Here is an 18,384-nt window from a genome sequence, read left to right on the forward strand (position 1 = left end):
CTAAGGCAGCACTGAGCTAAGTAGTCGCTCAATTTTTGCTGGCAAAGTCGAATTGGCAAAGCAGCAGGAGTTGATCGATGAAACATCTGGCACTGTCCGGGGAAGTGCAGCGCACGCTGCGTGAGATGGGTATTTTTCACGCGCATCCGAGGACACGGATGCGCGCCCAGAGGATCTTGCGATTGAGTCAAGGATTGACCCTCGCCGAGCCACTTCAGCGCTCCAGCAGTCCGCTGCGTTCCAGATACGCCATCACCTGCGCGGCGCAGGTCTCGGCGTCGTCACGCAAGGTATCGAGCCGCACCTCGGGCTGCTGCGGCGCCTCGTAAGGCGAATCGAGTCCCGTGAAATTGGGCAACTGCCCGGCGCGCGCCTTGCCGTACAAGCCCTTCGGATCGCGCCGTTCGCACTCGTGCAGCGGCGCATCGACGAAAATCTCGATGAATTCGCCGGCGGGCATCAGGCTGCGCACCAGCTCGCGGTCCGAGCGGAACGGCGAAATGAAGGCACTGAGCACGATCAATCCGGCGTCGGTCATCAGGCGCGCCACTTCGCCGGCGCGGCGGATATTTTCGACCCGGTCGGCCGCGCCGAAGCCCAGGTCGCGGCACAAGCCGTGCCGCAAATTATCGCCATCGAGCAGATAGGTGTGTGCGCCGCGCGCCGCCAGGCTGCGTTCGACCATGCCGGCCACCGTGCTCTTGCCCGCGCCCGACAGGCCGGTAAACCACAACAGACAGGGATTTTGCTGCTTGCTGGCGGCCCGCCGCGCACGGTCAACCGGGTGCTGCTGCCACGTCAGATCGGGGTGGACCGGGGCGCTCATGGCGCCGCCGGCTGGTCGCACACGGTGCACACGTCGCCGTCCCAGGCCAGGTAGCCGTGGGCCTTGAGGTGCCACTTGAGCACGCCGGCTTCGACTTCGTCGCAGGACGTCACGGCGGTGGCGGTAAAACGCACCTCGGCGGCGAACTGTTGGTCGAGTTCGAGCACGCCATCGACCCGGCCGCGCTCGGTCAGCACCCGCCACGGCAAGGGATTGTCGTTATCGTTACGCGTATTAAAGCGGATGTACACCCAGGATCGTTCCATCGTTTTCCTAAAAGTCCCGCTGCTCTTGCCAGGCGCCACTGCTTGTTTATTTGTTATTTTTTTCTTGGCCGTTATCATAGCAGTTCATCCCGCGAGCGGCAATCCGGACGCCTGCCGTGCAGGCCCGCGCAGCGCAGCCGTGCGCATGCCTGCTGTATAATCGCCCACCCCGGCGCGCCGGCCTTAACCATTGAATGTTCTATGACGATAGCAATTTCGCGCCCACGGAGCATGCGCTGATGGGCAGTATCCAGGTCAGCCAGCTCGGCAAAGCATACAAGCAATATCCAACCCGCTGGTCGCGCCTGCTCGAATGGGCGCTGCCCTTCCTCGGCCAGCGCCACCGCCTCAAGTGGGTATTGCGCGACATTAATTTCAGCATCGCCCAGGGCGAGGCGGTCGGCATCATCGGCGTCAACGGAGCCGGCAAAAGCACCCTGCTCAAGTTGATCACCGGCACCGCCCAGCCGACTACCGGCGCGGTGCACCTGACCGGCCGCGTGGCCGCGCTGCTGGAACTGGGCATGGGTTTCCATCCCGACTTCACGGGGCGCCAGAACGCCCTGATGGCCGGCCAGCTGATCGGCCTGAGCGTCGAAGAAATCGAACTGCTGATGCCCGAGATCGAAGCCTTCGCGGAAATCGGCGACTACATCGACCAGCCGGTGCGCGTGTATTCGAGCGGCATGCAGGTGCGCCTGGCGTTCGCCGTGGCCACCGCCGTGCGGCCCGGCATCCTGATCATCGATGAAGCGCTGGCCGTGGGCGACGTCTTCTTCCAGCAAAAGTGCTTCGAGCGCATCCGCGAGTATTGCCATGCCGGCAGCACCTTGCTGTTCGTCTCGCACGCCATGGGCGCCGTGTATTCGCTGTGCAACCGCGCGATTCTGATCAGCGAAGGCCAGGTCGCGCTCGACAGCAGCCCGCGCGAAGTGATCGATCTCTACAACGCCCACGTGCTCAACCAGCGCGACGGCAAGCCGCCGGCCCCGCCGCCCGCCGCCTTGGCGGCCGCTGTGCCAACTGCCGGCAGCGCTGAAACGCCGGCAGCCGTGCCTGCCGAGTCCCCGACCCCTGCCCCGGCTCCCGCTCCGCTCCCGGCCGCCGTCGGGTCCTTCGAGCGCGGCGGCGCCCTGATCCGCGCCATCGGGCTGTATGCCGACGAGCGTCCGGTGGCCACCGTCATCAGCGACCGCGTCGCCACGGTGCGGGTCGAGGTCCTGTTCAGCGCCGCGTTTGCCGACCCGCACATCGGCTTTCAGATCCGCAATGCGCGCGGCGAAGCCGTGTTCATGACCAACACCTACTGCATGCGCCGCCCGATCGGCGCGGTGGCCGACGGCGAATCCGTGGCCGCCGAATTTTCCTTCAAGGCGGCGCTCGCGCCCGGCGAATACACCATCACCGCCGGGGTGGCCGAAGGCGGCGCCGGCGACGGCGATTTCCGCCAGACCCTGGCCCGTGTCCAGGACGCCAGCGCCTTCAGCGTGCTGCGCAATCTGGACGCCATCATCTGGAGCGGCGTGGTCAATCTGGACCCGGTTCTTGAGCTGCAACGCATGGCCGAGCCGGTGTGAAATTCTCTCCTGTTGCGGGCCGACTCAGCCTTCACGTTATAATCGCCGATTCGATTGCCGCCTAGCGGCATAAGGCGCCGTGCGTGCAACATTGCGACAGGCGCATCACGTCAACACGGTCCGTTGCCTCATGAATTTACTAATTACTACATCACAATCTTTTCTTTTGCTCGATACAACCAGCGGCCACGCACACGTGCTCGACCGCGGTCACGGGCTATACTACGGCATCGCCCATAACGAGAAGCATCTGTTCGTTGCCGCCCGCAACCGGCTGGTGTCTTCCAACGTCGATCCATCCGAGGAACGCGGCGAGGTGCTGGTGTTCGACCGCTCGCTCAGGCTGTGCGAGCGCCTGCAAGCGCCCTTCCCCCTGCGCGACCTGCATGAAATCGCCTGGCACGACGGCAAGCTGTGGCTCACCAGTTCACACGACAACATGATCGCCATCTGGAATGGCCAGGTGTGGGAGCGCTGGTATCCGCTCGGCGCGCAAGATGCCGGCGACGTCAACCATTTCAATTCCTTCATGTTCGACCAGGGCCTGGTCTGGATCCTGGCGCACAACCGCGGTCCGAGCGAACTGCTCGGCTTTTCGCTGGAAACGCGCCAACTGGTGCAGACCGTCGCCATGGGCAACTGCGGCCACAATATCTGGCGCGAGGATGGCGAACTGTATTCCTGTTCCTCGGCCGAAAGCCGCCTGCTGAGCGACTCCGGCTTCGTGCTCGACACCGGCGGCTTTCCGCGCGGCGTGGCGTTCGACGCCAGCACCCGCTGCGTGGGCGTGTCCGCCCTCACCGAGCGCAAGTCGCGCGACTTCACCTCCGGGAAGGTGATGGTGTTCGAGCGCGACTGGTCGCTACGGCACGAAATCGACATGGCCGGCGAAGGCCTGATTCTCGACCTGTGCCGCTTGCCGGCCGGCTTTGCGCTCACGCACAGCGCCGCCGCGCCCTCACTGTGGGCCAGCATTACGCGCGCCCACAAGCGCGTGGCGCGCCCGGAGCAGGTATTCGCGCTGATGGAAACCTAACGCGCCGGGCCGCCCCAGCGCCCGGATCCACGCCTGCAGCGGCCGCTCCACGTGGCGGTAGCAGAAAAAGGACAGCACGAACGTCATCCCCAGGAAACCGAGCAGCAGCCACGGCGAGCGCCACGGAATGGCGCGTCCGAGCGCACCGCACACCAGCGCGATGGCCAGCTGCAGCGGAAAATGCAGCAGGTAGCTCGAATAGGTGAGGTTGCCCAGGCTGGAAAACACCTTCTGCACGCCGGCGTGGGCGGGCCGCACATATTGCAGCATCAGATACACCATCACCGGCACGATGCCGAAAATGGCGTGCTCGGGCTTGATGGCCCCGGCCGCGGTGGCCGCGCAGAGCCCCATCAGCGCCACGGCCAGCGCCACGCCCAAGCCATGGCGCGCCACCGCGCTCCAGCCGGCGCTGCGCCGGTCCAGCAGCGCCAGCACCCCGCCCAGATAGAAAAACAGCAGGCATTCGATCACCGGCAGCTCGCTGGCGTAGCGCGCCAGCCCCAGCGCGGCCAGCGCGCCCACGGTGGCGACCGCTCCCACGCCGGCGACGCGGCTGAAGCAAAAGAAGAACAAGTAAGCGATCACTTCCAGCGACACGCTCCAGATCGGGGCATTGAAGGAAAATCCCGTCCGCGGAAAGAACCAGTGGCTGGCCATGCCGAGCTGCAAGAAGAAACTCGACAGGCTGTTATCCTTGTAGACAAAATACCAAGAGTGAGTGCTCGCATACAGCGCTTGCCCGCCCGCCACCAGCAGCAGGGTGATCAGGTGCAGCGGATACAGGCGCGAAAAACGCAGCAGGAAAAAGCCTCCGGCGCCGACCGTCTTGTCGGCCAGCGCCTGGCCGTACTTCCAGAAAAAGATCAGCCCCGAAATACACCAGAACACTTGCACCCCGTACAAGCCATAGCGGTAGAACAGGGACAGCAGTCCGAACAGCGGCTGGGCTTCGGTCTGAAACGCGAACGCCTGGCTAGCCACGAAGGAAAAATGCTGGTAATGCCACAGCAGCACCGCCAGCGCACTGCCGAAGCGCAACAGGTCGATGCCGGCCAGCTTGCCGGTACCAGAAGCGGCGTCGGCATCCGCCTTGGCGCGCTGGACGGGAGGATTTTGCATGTGGGGAAAATGGCGTGTAAAGGTGCAATATTATAACGGCTGTGCATGCCTGCGGCCAGATCGCGCCGCAGGGGGCCGGCAGCGGCGCGAGCGGCGCCCATTCCCACCGGCTGGCGCAGGGCTGCATGCTATAATCCTAAGCCCCTTTGACGCCACGGTAATAGCGGCGGCAGGGATCCCGCGGCAGTCCGGCTGGCGCCTGCGCAGGCCATGGCGGCCGCGGGCAGCTGAACCGGTGGCCCCTCCGCGACCCTACATTTCCCATATGAAAATCGATACGATCCAACCCCTGACCCTGCTGTTAGCCGCCAGTGCGCGAGCCACGCCCCTCCGCACTTGCGCGCTGTCCGTCCGCGCCGCGCGCGCATGATCTCGCTGTCGATGTTCAGCGGCGTGTGGCGCTACCGCGGCTTCGTGCTCGGCAGCGTCAAGCGCGAATTCCAGTCCAAGTACCGCAATTCCCTGTTCGGCGCCGTCTGGACCGTCCTCAATCCGCTGGCGATGGTGATCGTCTACACCGTCATTTTCTCGGAAGTGATGGGCAGCCGCCTGCAGGGCGTCGATTCGACCTTCGCCTACAGTATCTACCTGTGCGCGGGCGCGCTGACCTGGGGCCTGTTCGCCGAAATCACCACGCGCGGCCAGACCGTGTTCCTGGAAAACGCCAACCTGATCAAGAAGCTGCAGTTTCCGCGCATCTGCCTGCCGATCATCGTGGTGCTCAATGCCGGCATCAACTTCGCCATCATCTTCGGCCTGTTTACCATCTTCATGGTCCTGTCGGGCACCTTCCCCGGCTGGATCTACTTTGCGCTGTATCCGGTGCTGCTGCTGCAGATCCTGTTTTCGATCGGCCTGGGCATGGTCCTCGGCGTGCTCAATGTGTTCTTCCGCGACGTCGGCCAGTTCTTCACCATCCTGCTCCAGTTCTGGTTCTGGTTCACGCCGATCGTCTACCCGGCCAGCGCGCTGCCGCCGGCGGTGCGCGAACTGCTGGTGTTTAACCCGATGGCCGGCGTGATCGGCGCCTACCAGACCATCCTGGTCAAGGGCCAGATGCCCGACTGGGCCAGCCTGCTGCCGATCGCGGTGCTCACCGTGCTGTGCTGCGTCATGGGTTTACTGCTGTTCCGCAAGCGCGCCGGTGAAATGGTGGATGAACTCTGATGGGCAGTATCGTTGTCAGCAACCTGGGCAAGGCCTACAAGCAGTACGACAACCGCTGGGGGCGCCTGTGGGAATGGGTGCTGCCCTTCCTCGGCCCGCGCCACCGCCTCAAGTGGGTGATCCAGGACGTCAGCTTCCAGCTCGCGCCCGGCGAAGCGGTCGGCATCATCGGCATCAACGGCGCCGGCAAGAGCACCCTGCTCAAGCTGATCACCGGCACCGCCCACCCGACCACCGGCAGCGTGCGCATCACCGGCCGCGTGGCCGCGCTGCTGGAACTGGGCATGGGCTTTCACCCCGACTTCAGCGGCCGCCAGAACGCCTTCATGGCCGGCCAGCTGATCGGTCTGACGGTCGATGAAATCGGCGCGCTGATGCCGCAGATCGAAGCGTTCGCCGACATCGGCGACTACATCGACCAGCCGGTGCGGGTCTACTCGTCCGGCATGCAGATGCGCCTGGCCTTCAGCGTGGCCACCGTCAAGCGGCCTGACGTGCTGATCGTCGACGAAGCGCTGTCGGTAGGCGACGCTTACTTCCAGCACAAGAGCTTCGAGCGCATCCGCCAGTTCCAGAAACTCGGCACCACCTTGCTGATCGTCAGCCACGACCGCGCCGCGATCCAGTCGATCTGCGAGCGCGCGCTGCTGCTCGATGGCGGACGCCTGGCGTCGCAGGGCAGTCCGGAACAGGTGATGGACTACTACAATGCGCTGATCGCCTCGCGCGACGGCGCCGGCGTCGAGCAGGTCGTCACCGAGGCCGGGCGCACCCGCACCAGTTCCGGCAGCGGCGAAGCAAGCGTCACCGCCATTACCCTCGAAGACGAGGCCGGGCGCGCGCTCGAAACGGTCAACGTGGGCGCCGCCGTCACCTTGCGCATTCGCGTGCGCGTGCATGCGCCGCTCGAGCGCCTGGTGCTCGGCTACATGATCAAGGACCGCCTCGGCCAGCAGATGTACGGCACCAATACCCACCACATGGACATGGCGCTGCACGACGTGGCCGCGGGCGAAGAGATCGACTTCCGCTTCCGCTTTCCGCTCAACCTGGGCGAAGGCAGCTACTCGGTCACCACGGCGCTGACCAGCACCGAGACCCATTTGGGCGACAACTACGAGTGGCGCGACCTGGCCTTCCTCTTCATTGTCATGAACATGAACCGCAAACAATTCGTCGGCACCAGCTGGCTCGAACCGCATGTGGAGATCCTGCGATGAGCGACAATTTTTACCGCGCCTTTGAAGACCGCTACCGCGGCGCGCGCCCACTGATCAAATCGCGCCTGATGGCGTACCAGCCCTTCTTTGCGCCCCTGATCGCGCTGTATCCCGGCGCCGCGGTGCTCGACCTGGGCTGCGGGCGCGGAGAATGGCTCGAACTGCTGACCGAACACGGTTTCGCCCCGCGCGGCGTCGACCTCGACGAAGGCATGCTGGCGGCCTGCCGCGAACGCGGCCTGCACGCCGACCTGACCGACGCCCTGTCGGCCCTGCGCGCGCAGGGCGACGCCAGCGTGGCCATGGTCTCGGCCTTCCATCTGGTCGAACATATCCCGTTCGACCAGGTCCAGCTCATGATCGCCGAAGCGCTGCGCGTGCTGCTGCCGGGCGGCCTGCTGATCATGGAAACGCCCAATCCCGAAAACCTGGTGGTGGGCGCGTCGAGCTTCTACATGGACCCCTCGCACCTGAAACCGATCCCGTCGCCGCTGCTCGAATTCGTGACCGGTTTTGCCGGTTTCCCGCGCCACAAGGTGCTGCGCCTGCAGGAAGCGGCGCAGCTGCACACGGACGCGCCGATTGGCCTGATCAACGTGCTCGATGGCGTCAGCCCCGATTACGCGGTGGTCGGCCAGAAGGATGCGCCGCCCGAGGCGCTGGCCGCGTTTGCCGCGCCCTTCGCCACCAAGTTCGGCATCGGCCTGTCCGACCTGGCGCTGCGCTTCGAGGAACAGGATAACCAGCGCCGCACCGAACTGTACGCCGGGATTGCGCGCGTCGAACATGCGCTGCAGAACGGCCTGGTCTCGCTCGATGCGGCGCACCAGGGCGTGGCGCGGGTGGCCGAGGGCGTCGAAAACAACCGCCGCCGGCTCGACCTGGCCGACCCGATCCTGCAGCGCGTCGGCGCCAACACCGACCGCCTGGCCGAACTGCAAGGCCAGATGGTGCAGCAGGTCCAGCTGGCGCTGCAGGCCCAGCTCCAGGTCCAGGGCCAGCTCGACGCGCTCGGGCACCGCATCGGTATGGCCGAAGCGCGCGCCCAGCAAGCCGACGCCCACGTGGCGGCCCTGCTCGAGAGCACCTCGTGGCGCGCGACGGCGCCGCTGCGGATCGTCGCCGGCACCACCTACCGCCTGCGCAGCGCCGCGCGCGAGGGACGCCTGGCGAGCGGCGTGAAACGGCGCCTGGCGGGACCGCTGCTGACCTTCATGCGCGCCATGCTGCGCCGCCCGCGCGTCAAGCGCGTGGCGCTGACGGTGCTGCGCCGCTTCCCCGGCCTGCACGCGCGCCTGTACGGCATTCTGCGGCGCGGCAATGCGCCGCCGCCACCGCCGCCGGCCGCCTCGCCCACCCACAGCGCCAGCGCGGCCGACCTGTCGCCGCGCGAGCAGCGCATGTACCACGAACTCAAACAAGCCATGGAAGCAAGGAACAAGTGATGCGGATTGTGATCGACCTGCAGGGCGCCCAGTCGGAGAGCCGCTTTCGCGGCATAGGCCGTTATTCACTGGCCCTGGCGCTGGGCGTGGCGCGCAACGCCGGCGAGCATGAAGTCTGGCTGGTCCTGAACGGTGCGCTGGGCGGCGCCATCGCCGAACTGCGGCGCGCCTTTGCCGGCCTGGTGCCCCCCGAACGCATCCGCGTATTCGACATCGTCGGCCCGGTCGCCGAAATCGATGAAGGCAACAGCGCGCGCTGCCGCGCCGCGGAACTGATGCGCGAGTATTTCATCGCCCAGCTGCGGCCCGACGCGGTGCTGGTCACCAGCCTGTTCGAAGGGTTTGTCGACGACGCCGTGGTCTCGGTCGGCGCCTTCGACGGCGCCGCGCGCACCGCTGTGGTGCTGTATGACCTGATCCCGTTCCTGAATCCCGCCGCCTACCTCGGCAGCCAGACCCAGCGCACCTACTACGAGCGCAAGATCGCCTCGCTGCGCAGCGCCGGCCTGCTGCTGTCGATCTCGGACTACTCGCGCCAGGAAGCGATCGACGCACTCGGTCTCGCGCCCGACTCGGTCACCGCGATTTCGACCGCGGTGGACGACAGCTTCCGCCCGTCCGACAGCAATCCGGGACAACTGGCCGAACAAATGGCCGAACTGCGCGCACGCTTCGGCATCACGCGCCAGATGCTGATGTACGCGCCGGGCGGCTTCGACGCGCGCAAGAACATCGATGGCCTGATCACCGCCTACTGCCTGCTGCCGCCGGCGCTGCGCGAGAGCCACCAGCTGCTCATCGCCAGCAAGATGGGCGAGCGCGAACGCGCCGAACTGGTGGCCCACGCGGCCAAGCGCGGCCTCGAAAAGGACCAGCTGATCCTGACCGGTTACGTCAGCGACGCCGACCTGATTCGCCTGTACCAGGCCGCGGCCCTGTTCATCTTCCCGTCGCGCCATGAAGGCTTCGGCCTGCCGGCGCTGGAAGCGATGGCGTGCGGCGCGCTGGTCATCGGCGCCAACAACACCAGCATTCCGGAAGTGGTGGGCTGCGCGGAAGCGCTGTTCGACGCCGACCGTCCCCAATCGATCGCCGAAAAGATCACCCAGGTGCTGCAGGACCCGGCCATGCAGGAACGCCTGCGCGTGCACGGACGCGCCCAGGCGGCGCGCTTTTCGTGGGACGCGAGCGCCACCAAGGCCCTGCGCGCGCTCGAAGCGCGCTTCGGCAATGTGGCGGCGCCTGTGGTGCCCCTGCCGGCCGCACGTCCGCGCCTGGCGTTCGTCTCGCCGCTGCCGCCCGAGCGCACGGGGATTGCCGACTACGCGGCCCAGGTGCTGCCAGCCATGATGGAACACTACGACATCGACCTGATCGTCCACCAGGACAAGGTGCTGCTGCCGCCCTCCCTGGCCGCCCTGCCCCAGCGCAGCGCCGCCTGGTTCGACCAGAATGCCGGCCAGTTCGACCGCATCCTGTACCAGTTCGGTAACAGCCCCTTCCACAGCCACATGTTCGGGCTGCTGGCGCGCCATCCGGGCGTGGTGGTGCTGCACGATTTTTTCATCAGCAGCGTGCTGGCCTACGAACAGATGGCCGGCGGGATTCCCAACGGCTGGACCGACGCCCTGTACCAGGGCCACGGCATGGCCGCGCTGCTGGCCGGGCTGGACCCGGCGCGCGCGCTCGACGCCCGCAATCTGTATCCGTGCAACCTGGCCGTGCTGCAGCAGGCGCGCCGCGTGGTGGTCCACTCGCAGCATGCGCGCGACCTGGCACGCCAGTGGTACGGAGCGCTGGCCGCGGGCGACTGGAGCGTGGTGCCGCTGCCGCGCGCCCTGCCGCAGGCACAGGACCGCGCTGCCGCCCGGCGCGCGCTGGGCATCGCCGACGATGTGTTTTTGGTGTGCAGCTTCGGCTTCGTGGCGCACACCAAGCATAGCCAGGAACTGCTCGACGCCTGGATCAGCTCCACCCTGCACGCCAATCCGCGCTGCGAGCTGGTGCTGGTCGGCGCCAACGATGGCGGCGAGTACGGCGTGGCGATCAACGCCACCCTGGCCCGCGCCGCCAGCAAGCGCATGCGCGTGGCCGGCTGGACCGATGAAGCGGTGTACCACCAGTATCTGCAGGCGGCCGACGTCGGCGTGCAGCTGCGCTGCCAGTCACGCGGCGAAACCTCGGCCGCGGTGCTCGACTGCCTGAACTACGGGATGGCGACCATCGTCAATGCCAACGGCTCGATGGCCGAACTGCCGCTTGATGCGGTATGGGGCTTGCCCGACCAGTTCAGCATGGTGCAGCTGCGCGAAGCGCTGGAAAGCCTGCATGCCGATCCGGCCCGCCGCACCGCGCTGGGCGAACGCGCGCGCACCCTGCTCCATACGGTGCACAGTCCCGCCCACAGCGCGCGCCTGTATGCCGAAGCGCTGGAACAGACTTACGCGCCGGCAGCCGGTTCACGCGGCGCCCTGCTGGCGGCGCTGGCGGACCAGCCTGCGCTGCATGCCGACGACGCGCTGGTGCGCCGCAGCGCCCAGTGCCTGGCCGTGATGCCGGAAGCGCTGGCGCCGCGCCAGCTGCTGGTCGACGTCACCTCGATCGCCCGCCACGACCTCAAGACCGGGATCGAACGGGTGGTGCGCATGCAGCTGATCGAACTGCTGGCGCGGGTCGAACCGGGCCTGCGCATCGAACCGGTGTACCTGGCCGACCAGGATGGCCGCTGCGAATACCGCTACGCGCGCGACTATGCGCGCCGCCTGTTCGGCATCGATTGCCCGCTGCCGCCCGACCAGGCGGTCGAAGTGCAGGCGGGCGACCGCTTCTACAGCGCCGATTACGCGCCGGGGGCCGTCATGGCCGCCGCGCGCAAGGGCGTGTATGCGCACTGGCGCGCGCGCGGAGTCGAAGTCAATTTCCTGATCCACGACCTGCTGCCGGTGCTGCGTCCCGAATTCTTCCCCGAAGGCGCGGAGCATGGCCATGGCGCCTGGCTGGCCTGCGTCGCCGGCCAGGCCGACCGCCTGGTGTGCATTTCGGACGCCGTGCGCAATGAACTGCAAGCCTGGCTGGAACACACCCGGCCCGAGATCCACGGCCAGGTGAAGATGGCGGTGCTGCACCACGGCGCCGATATCGGCGGCGCCCAGCCGGTGCCAGGCGCGCGCGCGGCGGCGCCCAAGGACGGCGCGGCCACCTTCCTGATGGTCGGCACGATCGAGCCGCGCAAGGGCCACCTGCAGGCGCTCGACGCCTTCGAGCAGCTCTGGCGCGAAGGCGTGGACGTGAAACTGACGATCGTCGGCGCCGAGGGCTGGACCCCGCTGCCCGACGGCGCGCGGCGCACCATTCCGCGCATCGTCGAACGCCTGCGCGGCCATCCGCAACTGGGGCAGCGCCTGCAATGGCTCAAGGGGATCGGCGACGCCGAACTGCTCGACCTGTACCAGACCAGTTCCTGCCTGCTGGTGCCGAGCGAAGGGGAAGGCTTCGGCCTGCCGCTGATCGAGGCGGCGCGCTACGGCCTGCCGGTGCTGGCGCGCGACCTGCCCGTGTTTCGGGAAGTGGCGCGCGAACACGCGGCCTATTTCAGTGGAATGGAAGGGGCCGACCTGGCGGCGGCGCTGCGCGAGTGGCTCGAACGGCACGGTGCGGGCACGGCGCCGGCATCGAACGGCATGCCGTGGATTACCTGGCGCGAGAACGCCAGCGAACTGCTCGACGTGCTGGCCGGACGGCGCGAGGAAGTGCGCTGGCCGGCCGACTGACACTGGTGCCCGCCGTTATTTGGCGGGCACCGGCAGCATGCGCTCGGTGGCGTAGCGCAGCACGTCGTTGTACATGGCGCCGCCGTCGTGATACAGCAGCAGGATGTCGGTGTCACCCGGATTGCGGTACATATAGGTCTTCAGGGCGCCCAGCTGCGCGGGCGAGAGCAGGTCGATATTATTGGTCGCGAACTGCTCGACCTCGCGGTAGTAGCGCGAGTACCACGGCGAGATTTTCGAGCCGAACGAATCGGAAATGATCAGCAAGCGGCGCGCCGGCGCCTTCGGATTGCCGAAGCGGCTGACGTCGCGCAGCAGTTTGCCCGCCTCGACTTCCGGAAAACAAGCCTCTCCAAAGCAGCCTTTTACCTGCGACGCTTCCAGGTCCGGCTCCGTGATCTCGCTTTGCAGCCCCACGCCATCGAACAGGTGCGATACATCCGAATACTGCATGTGCTTCCTGACCTGCAGCGCGGGCGCCTGGTCGAGCGGGCGCTGCCAGAATGCGGTCAGGCTCAGGCGCGCCACCTGGTCGAGTCCCTCGCCGGTCCAGTGGAACCAGGTTTTCGGAAACAGGGTCGCGCTCTTTTTGATCTCGCGCATCTGCTCGAGCGGGAACAGGATCGACGCGGCCGCCGTGGGATTGAGCGCGTTCGACGCGAACAGGGTCTTGAAGGGCGTATCAAGTCCCATGCAGCGCGGCGTCAGCCAGGCCGGCAAGTCCTCGGGATGGACCACCGGCGCCGATGGCGCGATCAGCAGCTTGGGCGCCAGCCCGGCCGCCTGGTAAGTGTCGAACAGCTGGTTGATGTAGGGCGCGATCTTGTGGCTCAGGACCGCGCCGCTGCAGGTGGCGATGACGGCCTGGTAGGGCAGCTCGTTGGTGCCGTGGGCGGTGAGGAAGTAGCGCCCGTGGCGCCCGCTCGACATCTGCACCGACGGGAATTCGTGGAATACCTTAAAGCGCGTGCGGTTGTTCAGCTTGACCAGGTCATTGCGGTAGCCGAAATGGTCGTTGATCCAGGCCGTGACCTTGGACGGGGCTTCGCCCAGCTCCCACCACGAGGCCGGACGGGCCGGCAGTTGCGCCAGGTTCGGGTCGTTCGGCTTGGTGCGCGCGTCATGCACCGACACGATGGCAGGCACCGCCAGCACGGCCACCACGGCAAATTTCATGGCATGCCGGCCCAGCAAAGTGAGAACAGAGTTGCTCATGTCAGAAGCGGAAGTAGATGAAGGGGTTGTAGGTGCCGGCCGCCAGGCTGGCGATGCACAGCAGCGCCAGGCCCGCGGTCCACGCCAGGTGGCCGCCGTGCAGCAGCAGCGCCGGCACGCGCGCCGCCGAGTGCGCGCCGGCGGCGCTTTCTTTCGGAACCGCGGCGGTGCGCCAGCGCCAGCAAGCCAGCACGATGCCCACCACCAGCGCCGCCAGCGAGGTATTGGGCACGTCGAGGCGCCAGGTATGCAGCAGGGCCTGGCCATCGTAAGCGCCAAACATGCTGCCCAGGTACTTGAGCGCGTACGGCACGTCGGCGGCGCGGAAAAACACCCAGCCGATCATCACGCACAGCATGGTCCAGGCCTGGGCCACCACGCCTGGCAGGCGCGCCAGCAGCGCCCCGCCGCCGACGCGTTCGAGCACCAGCAGGGCGCCATGCCACAGGCCCCAGATCACGAAGGTCCATGCCGCCCCGTGCCACAGGCCGCACAGGAAGAACACCAGCGCCAGGTTGAAATAGGTGCGCGCGGGCGAGACGCGGTTGCCGCCCAGCGGAATGTACAGGTAGTCGCGGAACCAGGTCGACAGGCTGATATGCCAGCGACGCCAGAAATCGGTGATCGACAGCGCCGAATACGGACGGTTGAAATTGGGCGGGTAGGTAAAGCCGAGCATGTGGCCGATGCCGATCGCCATGTTCGAGTAGCCGGCGAAGTCGAACAGGATCTGGATCGAATAGCAGGCGATGCCCATCCAGGCGCTGGGGGCGTCAAGCTGGGATGGATCGACCGCAAAAATGCGGTCGGCCGGCAGCGCCACGTAATTGGCGATCAGGACCTTCTGGGCCAGTCCCAGCACGAACTGGCGAAAGCCCATCCAGATGCGCGCATTGTCCAGCGAGCGGTGGTCGACTTCATCGGCGATCTGGCTGTAGCGCACGATGGGGCCGGCGATCAGTTGCGGGAACATGGCCTTGTACATGGCAAAGCGCAGGAAACTGCTTTGCGCGGCGATATCGCGCCGGTACACATCGATCAGGTAGGAAATGCCCTGGAAGGTGAAGAAGGAGATTCCGAGCGGCAGTACGATGGCCGGCAGCGCGCCTTCGTGCAGGTTGATCGCCTGCAGGATGCCGGCGAAAAAGCCCAGGTATTTGTAGTACGCCAGCATGGCCAGGTTGAGCGCCACGCCCACCACCAGCAGCGCCTTGCGCTGCGCGCTGGCGCGCGCGATCAGGTAGCCGACGCTGTAATTGAGGAAGGCGGAAAGCATCAGCAGCGGCACGAAGCGCGGCTCGCCCCAGGCGTAGAACAGCAGGCTGCCGATCAGCAAGACCGTGTTTTTCCAGGGAAGAACGTAATACAGCAGCAGGAAGCCGGGGAGAAAATAGAAGAGGAAAACGGCCGAACTGAATACCATAGGATGTCTCGTGAGATGGAAACCGCGGCAACGGCAGAGCCGGATCAACCCGCGATTATACATCCCCATGTCATGAAGAATCGAATGCTGCTACACGCCAACCACCCCAAAAAGCAACACTTCAGGGCAAGTGGCCGACCTCGCACAGCTGGTACGGATCGCTGTCCTTGCTGCCGCCGAAGCCGGCCTCGTAGACGATGCAGCTGGCCTCGTCGAAGGTCAGGCCGTAGCGCTTGAGGATGGCCTGGCCGGCCACGGCTACGCGCTGCTGGCGCGCGGCCGTGTCGGCGTCCGGCGCGGCGGCGCCCTGGCGCGGACCGGGCGCCAGGCCGTTGGCGGTGAGCATGACGTACAGCGGCCCTTTGCGCGCGGCGACCATCTGGGCCACGCGGGCGGAAAATGCAGGCGACTCGGGAAAGCCCGAACCGAGCGCGGCAAACGCCAGGCGCGCCGGGAAATTCGGGATCAGCCACGACATCGGCGGGTCGCCATGGACGGTAAACACCATGCTCTGTTCAGGATCGGCGAACACCGGCACCTGGGCCGTGACACTCTTCTCGCCATGGAAATGGTGGCCCCAGTTCACGCGCGGCAGGCCGGCGATGACGGCCAGCAGCACGCAAGTGGCGCCGATCACGCGCGCGGTGGGCAGCGCGCACAGGCGGTGCAGCAGCAGCCACAGCACCAGCGGTGCCAGCAGTTCGAGCGGCACCAGGTAGCGGTAGATGCCGAACAGCTTGATCCAGATGACATACGAGAGCGCGAAAAACACCAGCAGCATGCGCGCGCCGGGAGCGTCGGCGCTCGATGCGGCGGCCGGTGCCGCCGGCGCGGCCAGCCACAGGCGGCGCAGGCGCTGGGCGATGAAGGCGATGAAGGCGATGTACACGATCGGCCACAGGATCTGGGTCATCGGCAGCTCGATCACGCGGCGCGGATTGAAGGTGAAGATGAACGGCCACAGCAGGAATTCGGTCCAGTCCTTGGGCACCCAGCCCATGTCGGCCACGCTGATCTGCGCGGCCAGCGGGCCCTTGAAGATATTGTTAAATTGGGGAAACAGGGGATTGCCGAACGTTTTCCACATCAGCCAGTACCAGTGGCCGGCGGTGACGGCAATGCCGGCCAGGGTGCCGAGGCCGAACACGAAGGCGGTGCTGAAACGCAGCCACAGGCTGGCGCGCAGGGTCAGCAGCGCCAGGCACAGGGCCAGCGCGTAGTTGGCATTGGTCAGTTTCAGGCCGGTACCGGCGCCGATGACCAGGCCCGCCAGCGCGGCGACGATGGCGCCGCGCGCACCGCCCGCCAGCAGTTGCGGCCACTGGCGCAGCAGCAGCGCGATGGCGCCCAGCACGGTGAGCGAGGTCAGGTTGTCGCCCATGGTGTTGCCGAGCTGGCTGAGGAAGGAAAACCCGGCGCAGCCGGCCAGCGCCAGCATCAGCGGCAGGCGGTACGGCGCCGCCCCGGCCGCGGCCGGTTCGCCGGCGCGCAGCACCTGGCGCGTGATCATCAGCAGCAGCACGTAATTGAGGCCGTGCAGATAGCCCATCACGAAACCGGTGACGCGGCTCGGGAAATGCGTGGCCAGGCCGTAATACAGCAAGTCGATGGTGGGATTGAAATAGCTCTGGAACTGGCCGGGATTGAGGTCGAAGCCGATCTTGCCGTTCAGGAAGGCGTACGGGTTATACCAGTGATAGTTGCGCAAATCCCAGTTGGAATCCTGCCCCAGCCACATCGATACCAGGCCGGCCAGCACGGGCCCGAGCCACATCGACAGGCGCAGGACAGCGGCGCGATCGAGCCCATCCCACAGGCGCACGACGCCGGCATCCAGGCGGGAAATTGCTCGAGTCAGTGCATTCATGCCGTACCTGCGATAGAAAGGGGATTCACAAGGAGGATTAACAAGGGAACTAGCGTTGAAAGACGAACCAGCGCGCGCCGACGAAATTGACCGCCATGCCGGCCAGCGAACCGGCGCACACGCCCCACGAGGCGATGTGGGGCACGTTCGGAAAGGTCCAGACGATGGCGCTGTAGGTGGCGAAGTTGACCGCCCCGCCGCCGCTCATGGCCAGCAGGTAGCGCCACCATTCGGTCCACAGCGAGACGCCGGCCGGATGGAAAGTGTAGCGGCGGTTGATCTGCCAGGTGGCGAACACCGCGCACAGGAAGGAGACGGCGCGGCCGGCATAGGGATTCATGCCGGCGCGCAGCGCCAGTTCGAGCACGGCCAGGTCGACCAGCAGGCCGGCCACGCCGGCCACGCCGAAACGCAGGACCTGGATACCGAGCTTCATCGGAGACTACCCGGCTCAGGCATGCTTGACGCGCGGTCCCGAAATCGCCAGGTAGGCGAAACGCTTCTGTTCGATGCGGCCCTTGGTGACGGTATCGAGGATCAGGCCGCAGTTGAGCGAAATCACGCCGAACAGGCTCAGCGCCACGGACAGGATCGCGGTCGGCAGGCGCGGCACCAGGCCGGTTTCCAGGTAAGTCTGGAGCAGCGGGAAGGCGAAGCCGACGGCGGCCAGCATGAAGGCGAAAAACGCCAGCGAAAAGAAGGCCAGCGGCTTTTCGGTCTTGAACAGCTTGATGATGGTCCAGAGGATGCGCACGCCGTCGCGGTAGGTATTGAGCTTGCTGACCGAGCCTTCCGGACGCGAGCGGTAAATGGTTTCGACCTCGGCCACCGGCATGCGCAGTTCGAGCGCGTGCACGGTCAGTTCGGTTTCGGTTTCGAAGCCGGCCGAGTGGGCCGCGAACGACTTGGCGTAACGGCGCGAAAACACGCGGTAGCCGGACAGCATGTCGGTGAAGGTATTGCCGAACACCGCAGCGACCGAGCCGGTGAGCAGGCGGTTGCCGAAGCGGTGGCCGAAGCGGTAGGCTTCCTGTTCGGTCGACACGCGCGTGCCGACCACCATGTCGAGGCCTTCATCGATCAGTTTTTCGGCCAGCTGCGGCGCCACGCTGGCGTCGTAGGTATTGTCGCCGTCGACCATGATGTAGATGTCGGCGTCGACGTCGGCGAACATGCGCCGGATCACATTGCCCTTGCCCTGCAGCGGCACATTGCGCACCACGGCGCCGGCTTCGCGCGCCAGGCGCACGGTGGCATCCTTGGAATTGTTGTCGAATACATACACCACGGCTTGCGGCAGGCAGGCGTTGAAGTCGCGAACAATCGCGGCAACCGTCAGTTCTTCGTTATAACAAGGCACGAGGATGGCGATGCTTTGATTAATTAGTTTGTTCATGGTTATACATTGAGTAAAAAGAGAAACGCCGCGGCGCCTGGCCGGAAAGCCAAG

The 18,384-nt window shown here is 66.1% G+C and carries 13 protein-coding genes and 1 pseudogene; 6 read left to right on the forward strand and 8 right to left on the reverse strand.

The features are described 5' to 3' along the window. Positions 1-214: 214 nt before the first annotated feature. Positions 215-796: pseudogene (gene cysC / locus RBA40_RS22600) on the reverse strand (adenylyl-sulfate kinase); the annotation flags it as partial. Between the two features lie 26 nt (positions 797-822). Further along, the gene (locus tag RBA40_RS22605) at positions 823-1,092 is read right to left on the reverse strand and encodes a hypothetical protein (RefSeq protein WP_306650144.1); all 270 of its coding nucleotides are present in this window, start codon (positions 1,090-1,092) and stop codon (positions 823-825) included. Positions 1,093-1,331: 239 nt separating this feature from the next. Here RBA40_RS22605 and RBA40_RS22610 point away from each other — a divergent pair, with 239 nt between their 5' ends. After that, the gene (locus RBA40_RS22610; RefSeq protein ID WP_306650271.1) at positions 1,332-2,669 is read left to right on the forward strand and encodes an ABC transporter ATP-binding protein; all 1,338 of its coding nucleotides are present in this window, start codon (positions 1,332-1,334) and stop codon (positions 2,667-2,669) included. Between the two features lie 166 nt (positions 2,670-2,835). After that, the gene (locus RBA40_RS22615; protein ID WP_306650146.1) at positions 2,836-3,705 is read left to right on the forward strand and encodes a YncE family protein; all 870 of its coding nucleotides are present in this window, start codon (positions 2,836-2,838) and stop codon (positions 3,703-3,705) included. Here the strand turns inward: RBA40_RS22615 and RBA40_RS22620 are convergent. Then, positions 3,628-4,827 (reverse strand): acyltransferase family protein, encoded by a 1,200-nt coding sequence (locus tag RBA40_RS22620; protein ID WP_306650148.1) that lies wholly within the window; start codon positions 4,825-4,827, stop codon positions 3,628-3,630. The genes RBA40_RS22615 and RBA40_RS22620 overlap by 78 nt on opposite strands. A 366-nt stretch (positions 4,828-5,193) precedes the next feature. Here RBA40_RS22620 and RBA40_RS22625 point away from each other — a divergent pair, with 366 nt between their 5' ends. The 4 genes from RBA40_RS22625 to RBA40_RS22640 are packed head-to-tail and all read left to right on the forward strand — an operon-like array spanning position 5,194 to position 12,429. Further along, entirely contained in the window at positions 5,194-5,994 is an 801-nt protein-coding gene (locus tag RBA40_RS22625; RefSeq protein WP_099875330.1) for an ABC transporter permease, read from the forward strand. After that, complete coding sequence (locus RBA40_RS22630; protein WP_306650150.1) at positions 5,994-7,214, forward strand: ABC transporter ATP-binding protein; 1,221 nt, start codon at positions 5,994-5,996, stop codon at positions 7,212-7,214. The genes RBA40_RS22625 and RBA40_RS22630 overlap by 1 nt, the downstream gene beginning before the upstream one ends. After that, positions 7,211-8,659 (forward strand): class I SAM-dependent methyltransferase, encoded by a 1,449-nt coding sequence (locus RBA40_RS22635; protein WP_306650151.1) that lies wholly within the window; start codon positions 7,211-7,213, stop codon positions 8,657-8,659. Before RBA40_RS22630 ends, RBA40_RS22635 begins: the two co-directional genes overlap by 4 nt. Then, the gene (locus RBA40_RS22640; protein ID WP_306650152.1) at positions 8,659-12,429 is read left to right on the forward strand and encodes a glycosyltransferase; all 3,771 of its coding nucleotides are present in this window, start codon (positions 8,659-8,661) and stop codon (positions 12,427-12,429) included. The genes RBA40_RS22635 and RBA40_RS22640 overlap by 1 nt, the downstream gene beginning before the upstream one ends. A 15-nt stretch (positions 12,430-12,444) precedes the next feature. Here RBA40_RS22640 and RBA40_RS22645 read toward each other — a convergent pair whose 3' ends face one another. The 5 genes from RBA40_RS22645 to RBA40_RS22665 form a co-directional block, all read right to left on the reverse strand. Further along, positions 12,445-13,644, reverse strand: coding sequence for a hypothetical protein (locus RBA40_RS22645; RefSeq protein WP_306650154.1), 1,200 nt, complete (start codon positions 13,642-13,644; stop codon positions 12,445-12,447). Between the two features lies 1 nt (position 13,645). Further along, the gene (locus RBA40_RS22650; RefSeq protein WP_306650156.1) at positions 13,646-15,067 is read right to left on the reverse strand and encodes an MBOAT family O-acyltransferase; all 1,422 of its coding nucleotides are present in this window, start codon (positions 15,065-15,067) and stop codon (positions 13,646-13,648) included. Between the two features lie 121 nt (positions 15,068-15,188). Further along, a complete protein-coding gene (locus tag RBA40_RS22655; RefSeq protein WP_306650157.1) occupies positions 15,189-16,934 on the reverse strand; it encodes a hypothetical protein in 1,746 nt (581 codons plus the stop codon). Positions 16,935-16,983: 49 nt separating this feature from the next. Further along, positions 16,984-17,370: a GtrA family protein gene (locus RBA40_RS22660; RefSeq protein WP_306650158.1), complete on the reverse strand. Its 387-nt coding sequence runs from the start codon at positions 17,368-17,370 to the stop codon at positions 16,984-16,986. Positions 17,371-17,385: 15 nt separating this feature from the next. Then, positions 17,386-18,330, reverse strand: coding sequence for a glycosyltransferase family 2 protein (locus RBA40_RS22665; RefSeq protein ID WP_099875320.1), 945 nt, complete (start codon positions 18,328-18,330; stop codon positions 17,386-17,388). Positions 18,331-18,384: the final 54 nt, after the last annotated feature.

Source organism: Massilia pseudoviolaceinigra, from assembly GCF_030846505.1.
GTDB lineage: Bacteria > Pseudomonadota > Gammaproteobacteria > Burkholderiales > Burkholderiaceae_D > Telluria_A > Telluria_A violaceinigra.

Coding starts and splice junctions, on each gene's coding strand:
- RBA40_RS22640 (WP_306650152.1), top strand. CDS start 8,659: ATGCGGATTGTGATCGACCTGCAGGGCGCCCAGTCGGAGAGCCGCTTT.
- RBA40_RS22620 (WP_306650148.1), bottom strand. CDS start 4,827: ATGCAAAATCCTCCCGTCCAGCGCGCCAAGGCGGATGCCGACGCCGCT.
- RBA40_RS22660 (WP_306650158.1), bottom strand. CDS start 17,370: ATGAAGCTCGGTATCCAGGTCCTGCGTTTCGGCGTGGCCGGCGTGGCC.
- RBA40_RS22665 (WP_099875320.1), bottom strand. CDS start 18,330: ATGAACAAACTAATTAATCAAAGCATCGCCATCCTCGTGCCTTGTTAT.
- RBA40_RS22635 (WP_306650151.1), top strand. CDS start 7,211: ATGAGCGACAATTTTTACCGCGCCTTTGAAGACCGCTACCGCGGCGCG.
- RBA40_RS22610 (WP_306650271.1), top strand. CDS start 1,332: ATGGGCAGTATCCAGGTCAGCCAGCTCGGCAAAGCATACAAGCAATAT.
- RBA40_RS22625 (WP_099875330.1), top strand. CDS start 5,194: ATGATCTCGCTGTCGATGTTCAGCGGCGTGTGGCGCTACCGCGGCTTC.
- RBA40_RS22630 (WP_306650150.1), top strand. CDS start 5,994: ATGGGCAGTATCGTTGTCAGCAACCTGGGCAAGGCCTACAAGCAGTAC.
- RBA40_RS22650 (WP_306650156.1), bottom strand. CDS start 15,067: ATGGTATTCAGTTCGGCCGTTTTCCTCTTCTATTTTCTCCCCGGCTTC.
- RBA40_RS22655 (WP_306650157.1), bottom strand. CDS start 16,934: ATGAATGCACTGACTCGAGCAATTTCCCGCCTGGATGCCGGCGTCGTG.
- RBA40_RS22645 (WP_306650154.1), bottom strand. CDS start 13,644: ATGAGCAACTCTGTTCTCACTTTGCTGGGCCGGCATGCCATGAAATTT.
- RBA40_RS22605 (WP_306650144.1), bottom strand. CDS start 1,092: ATGGAACGATCCTGGGTGTACATCCGCTTTAATACGCGTAACGATAAC.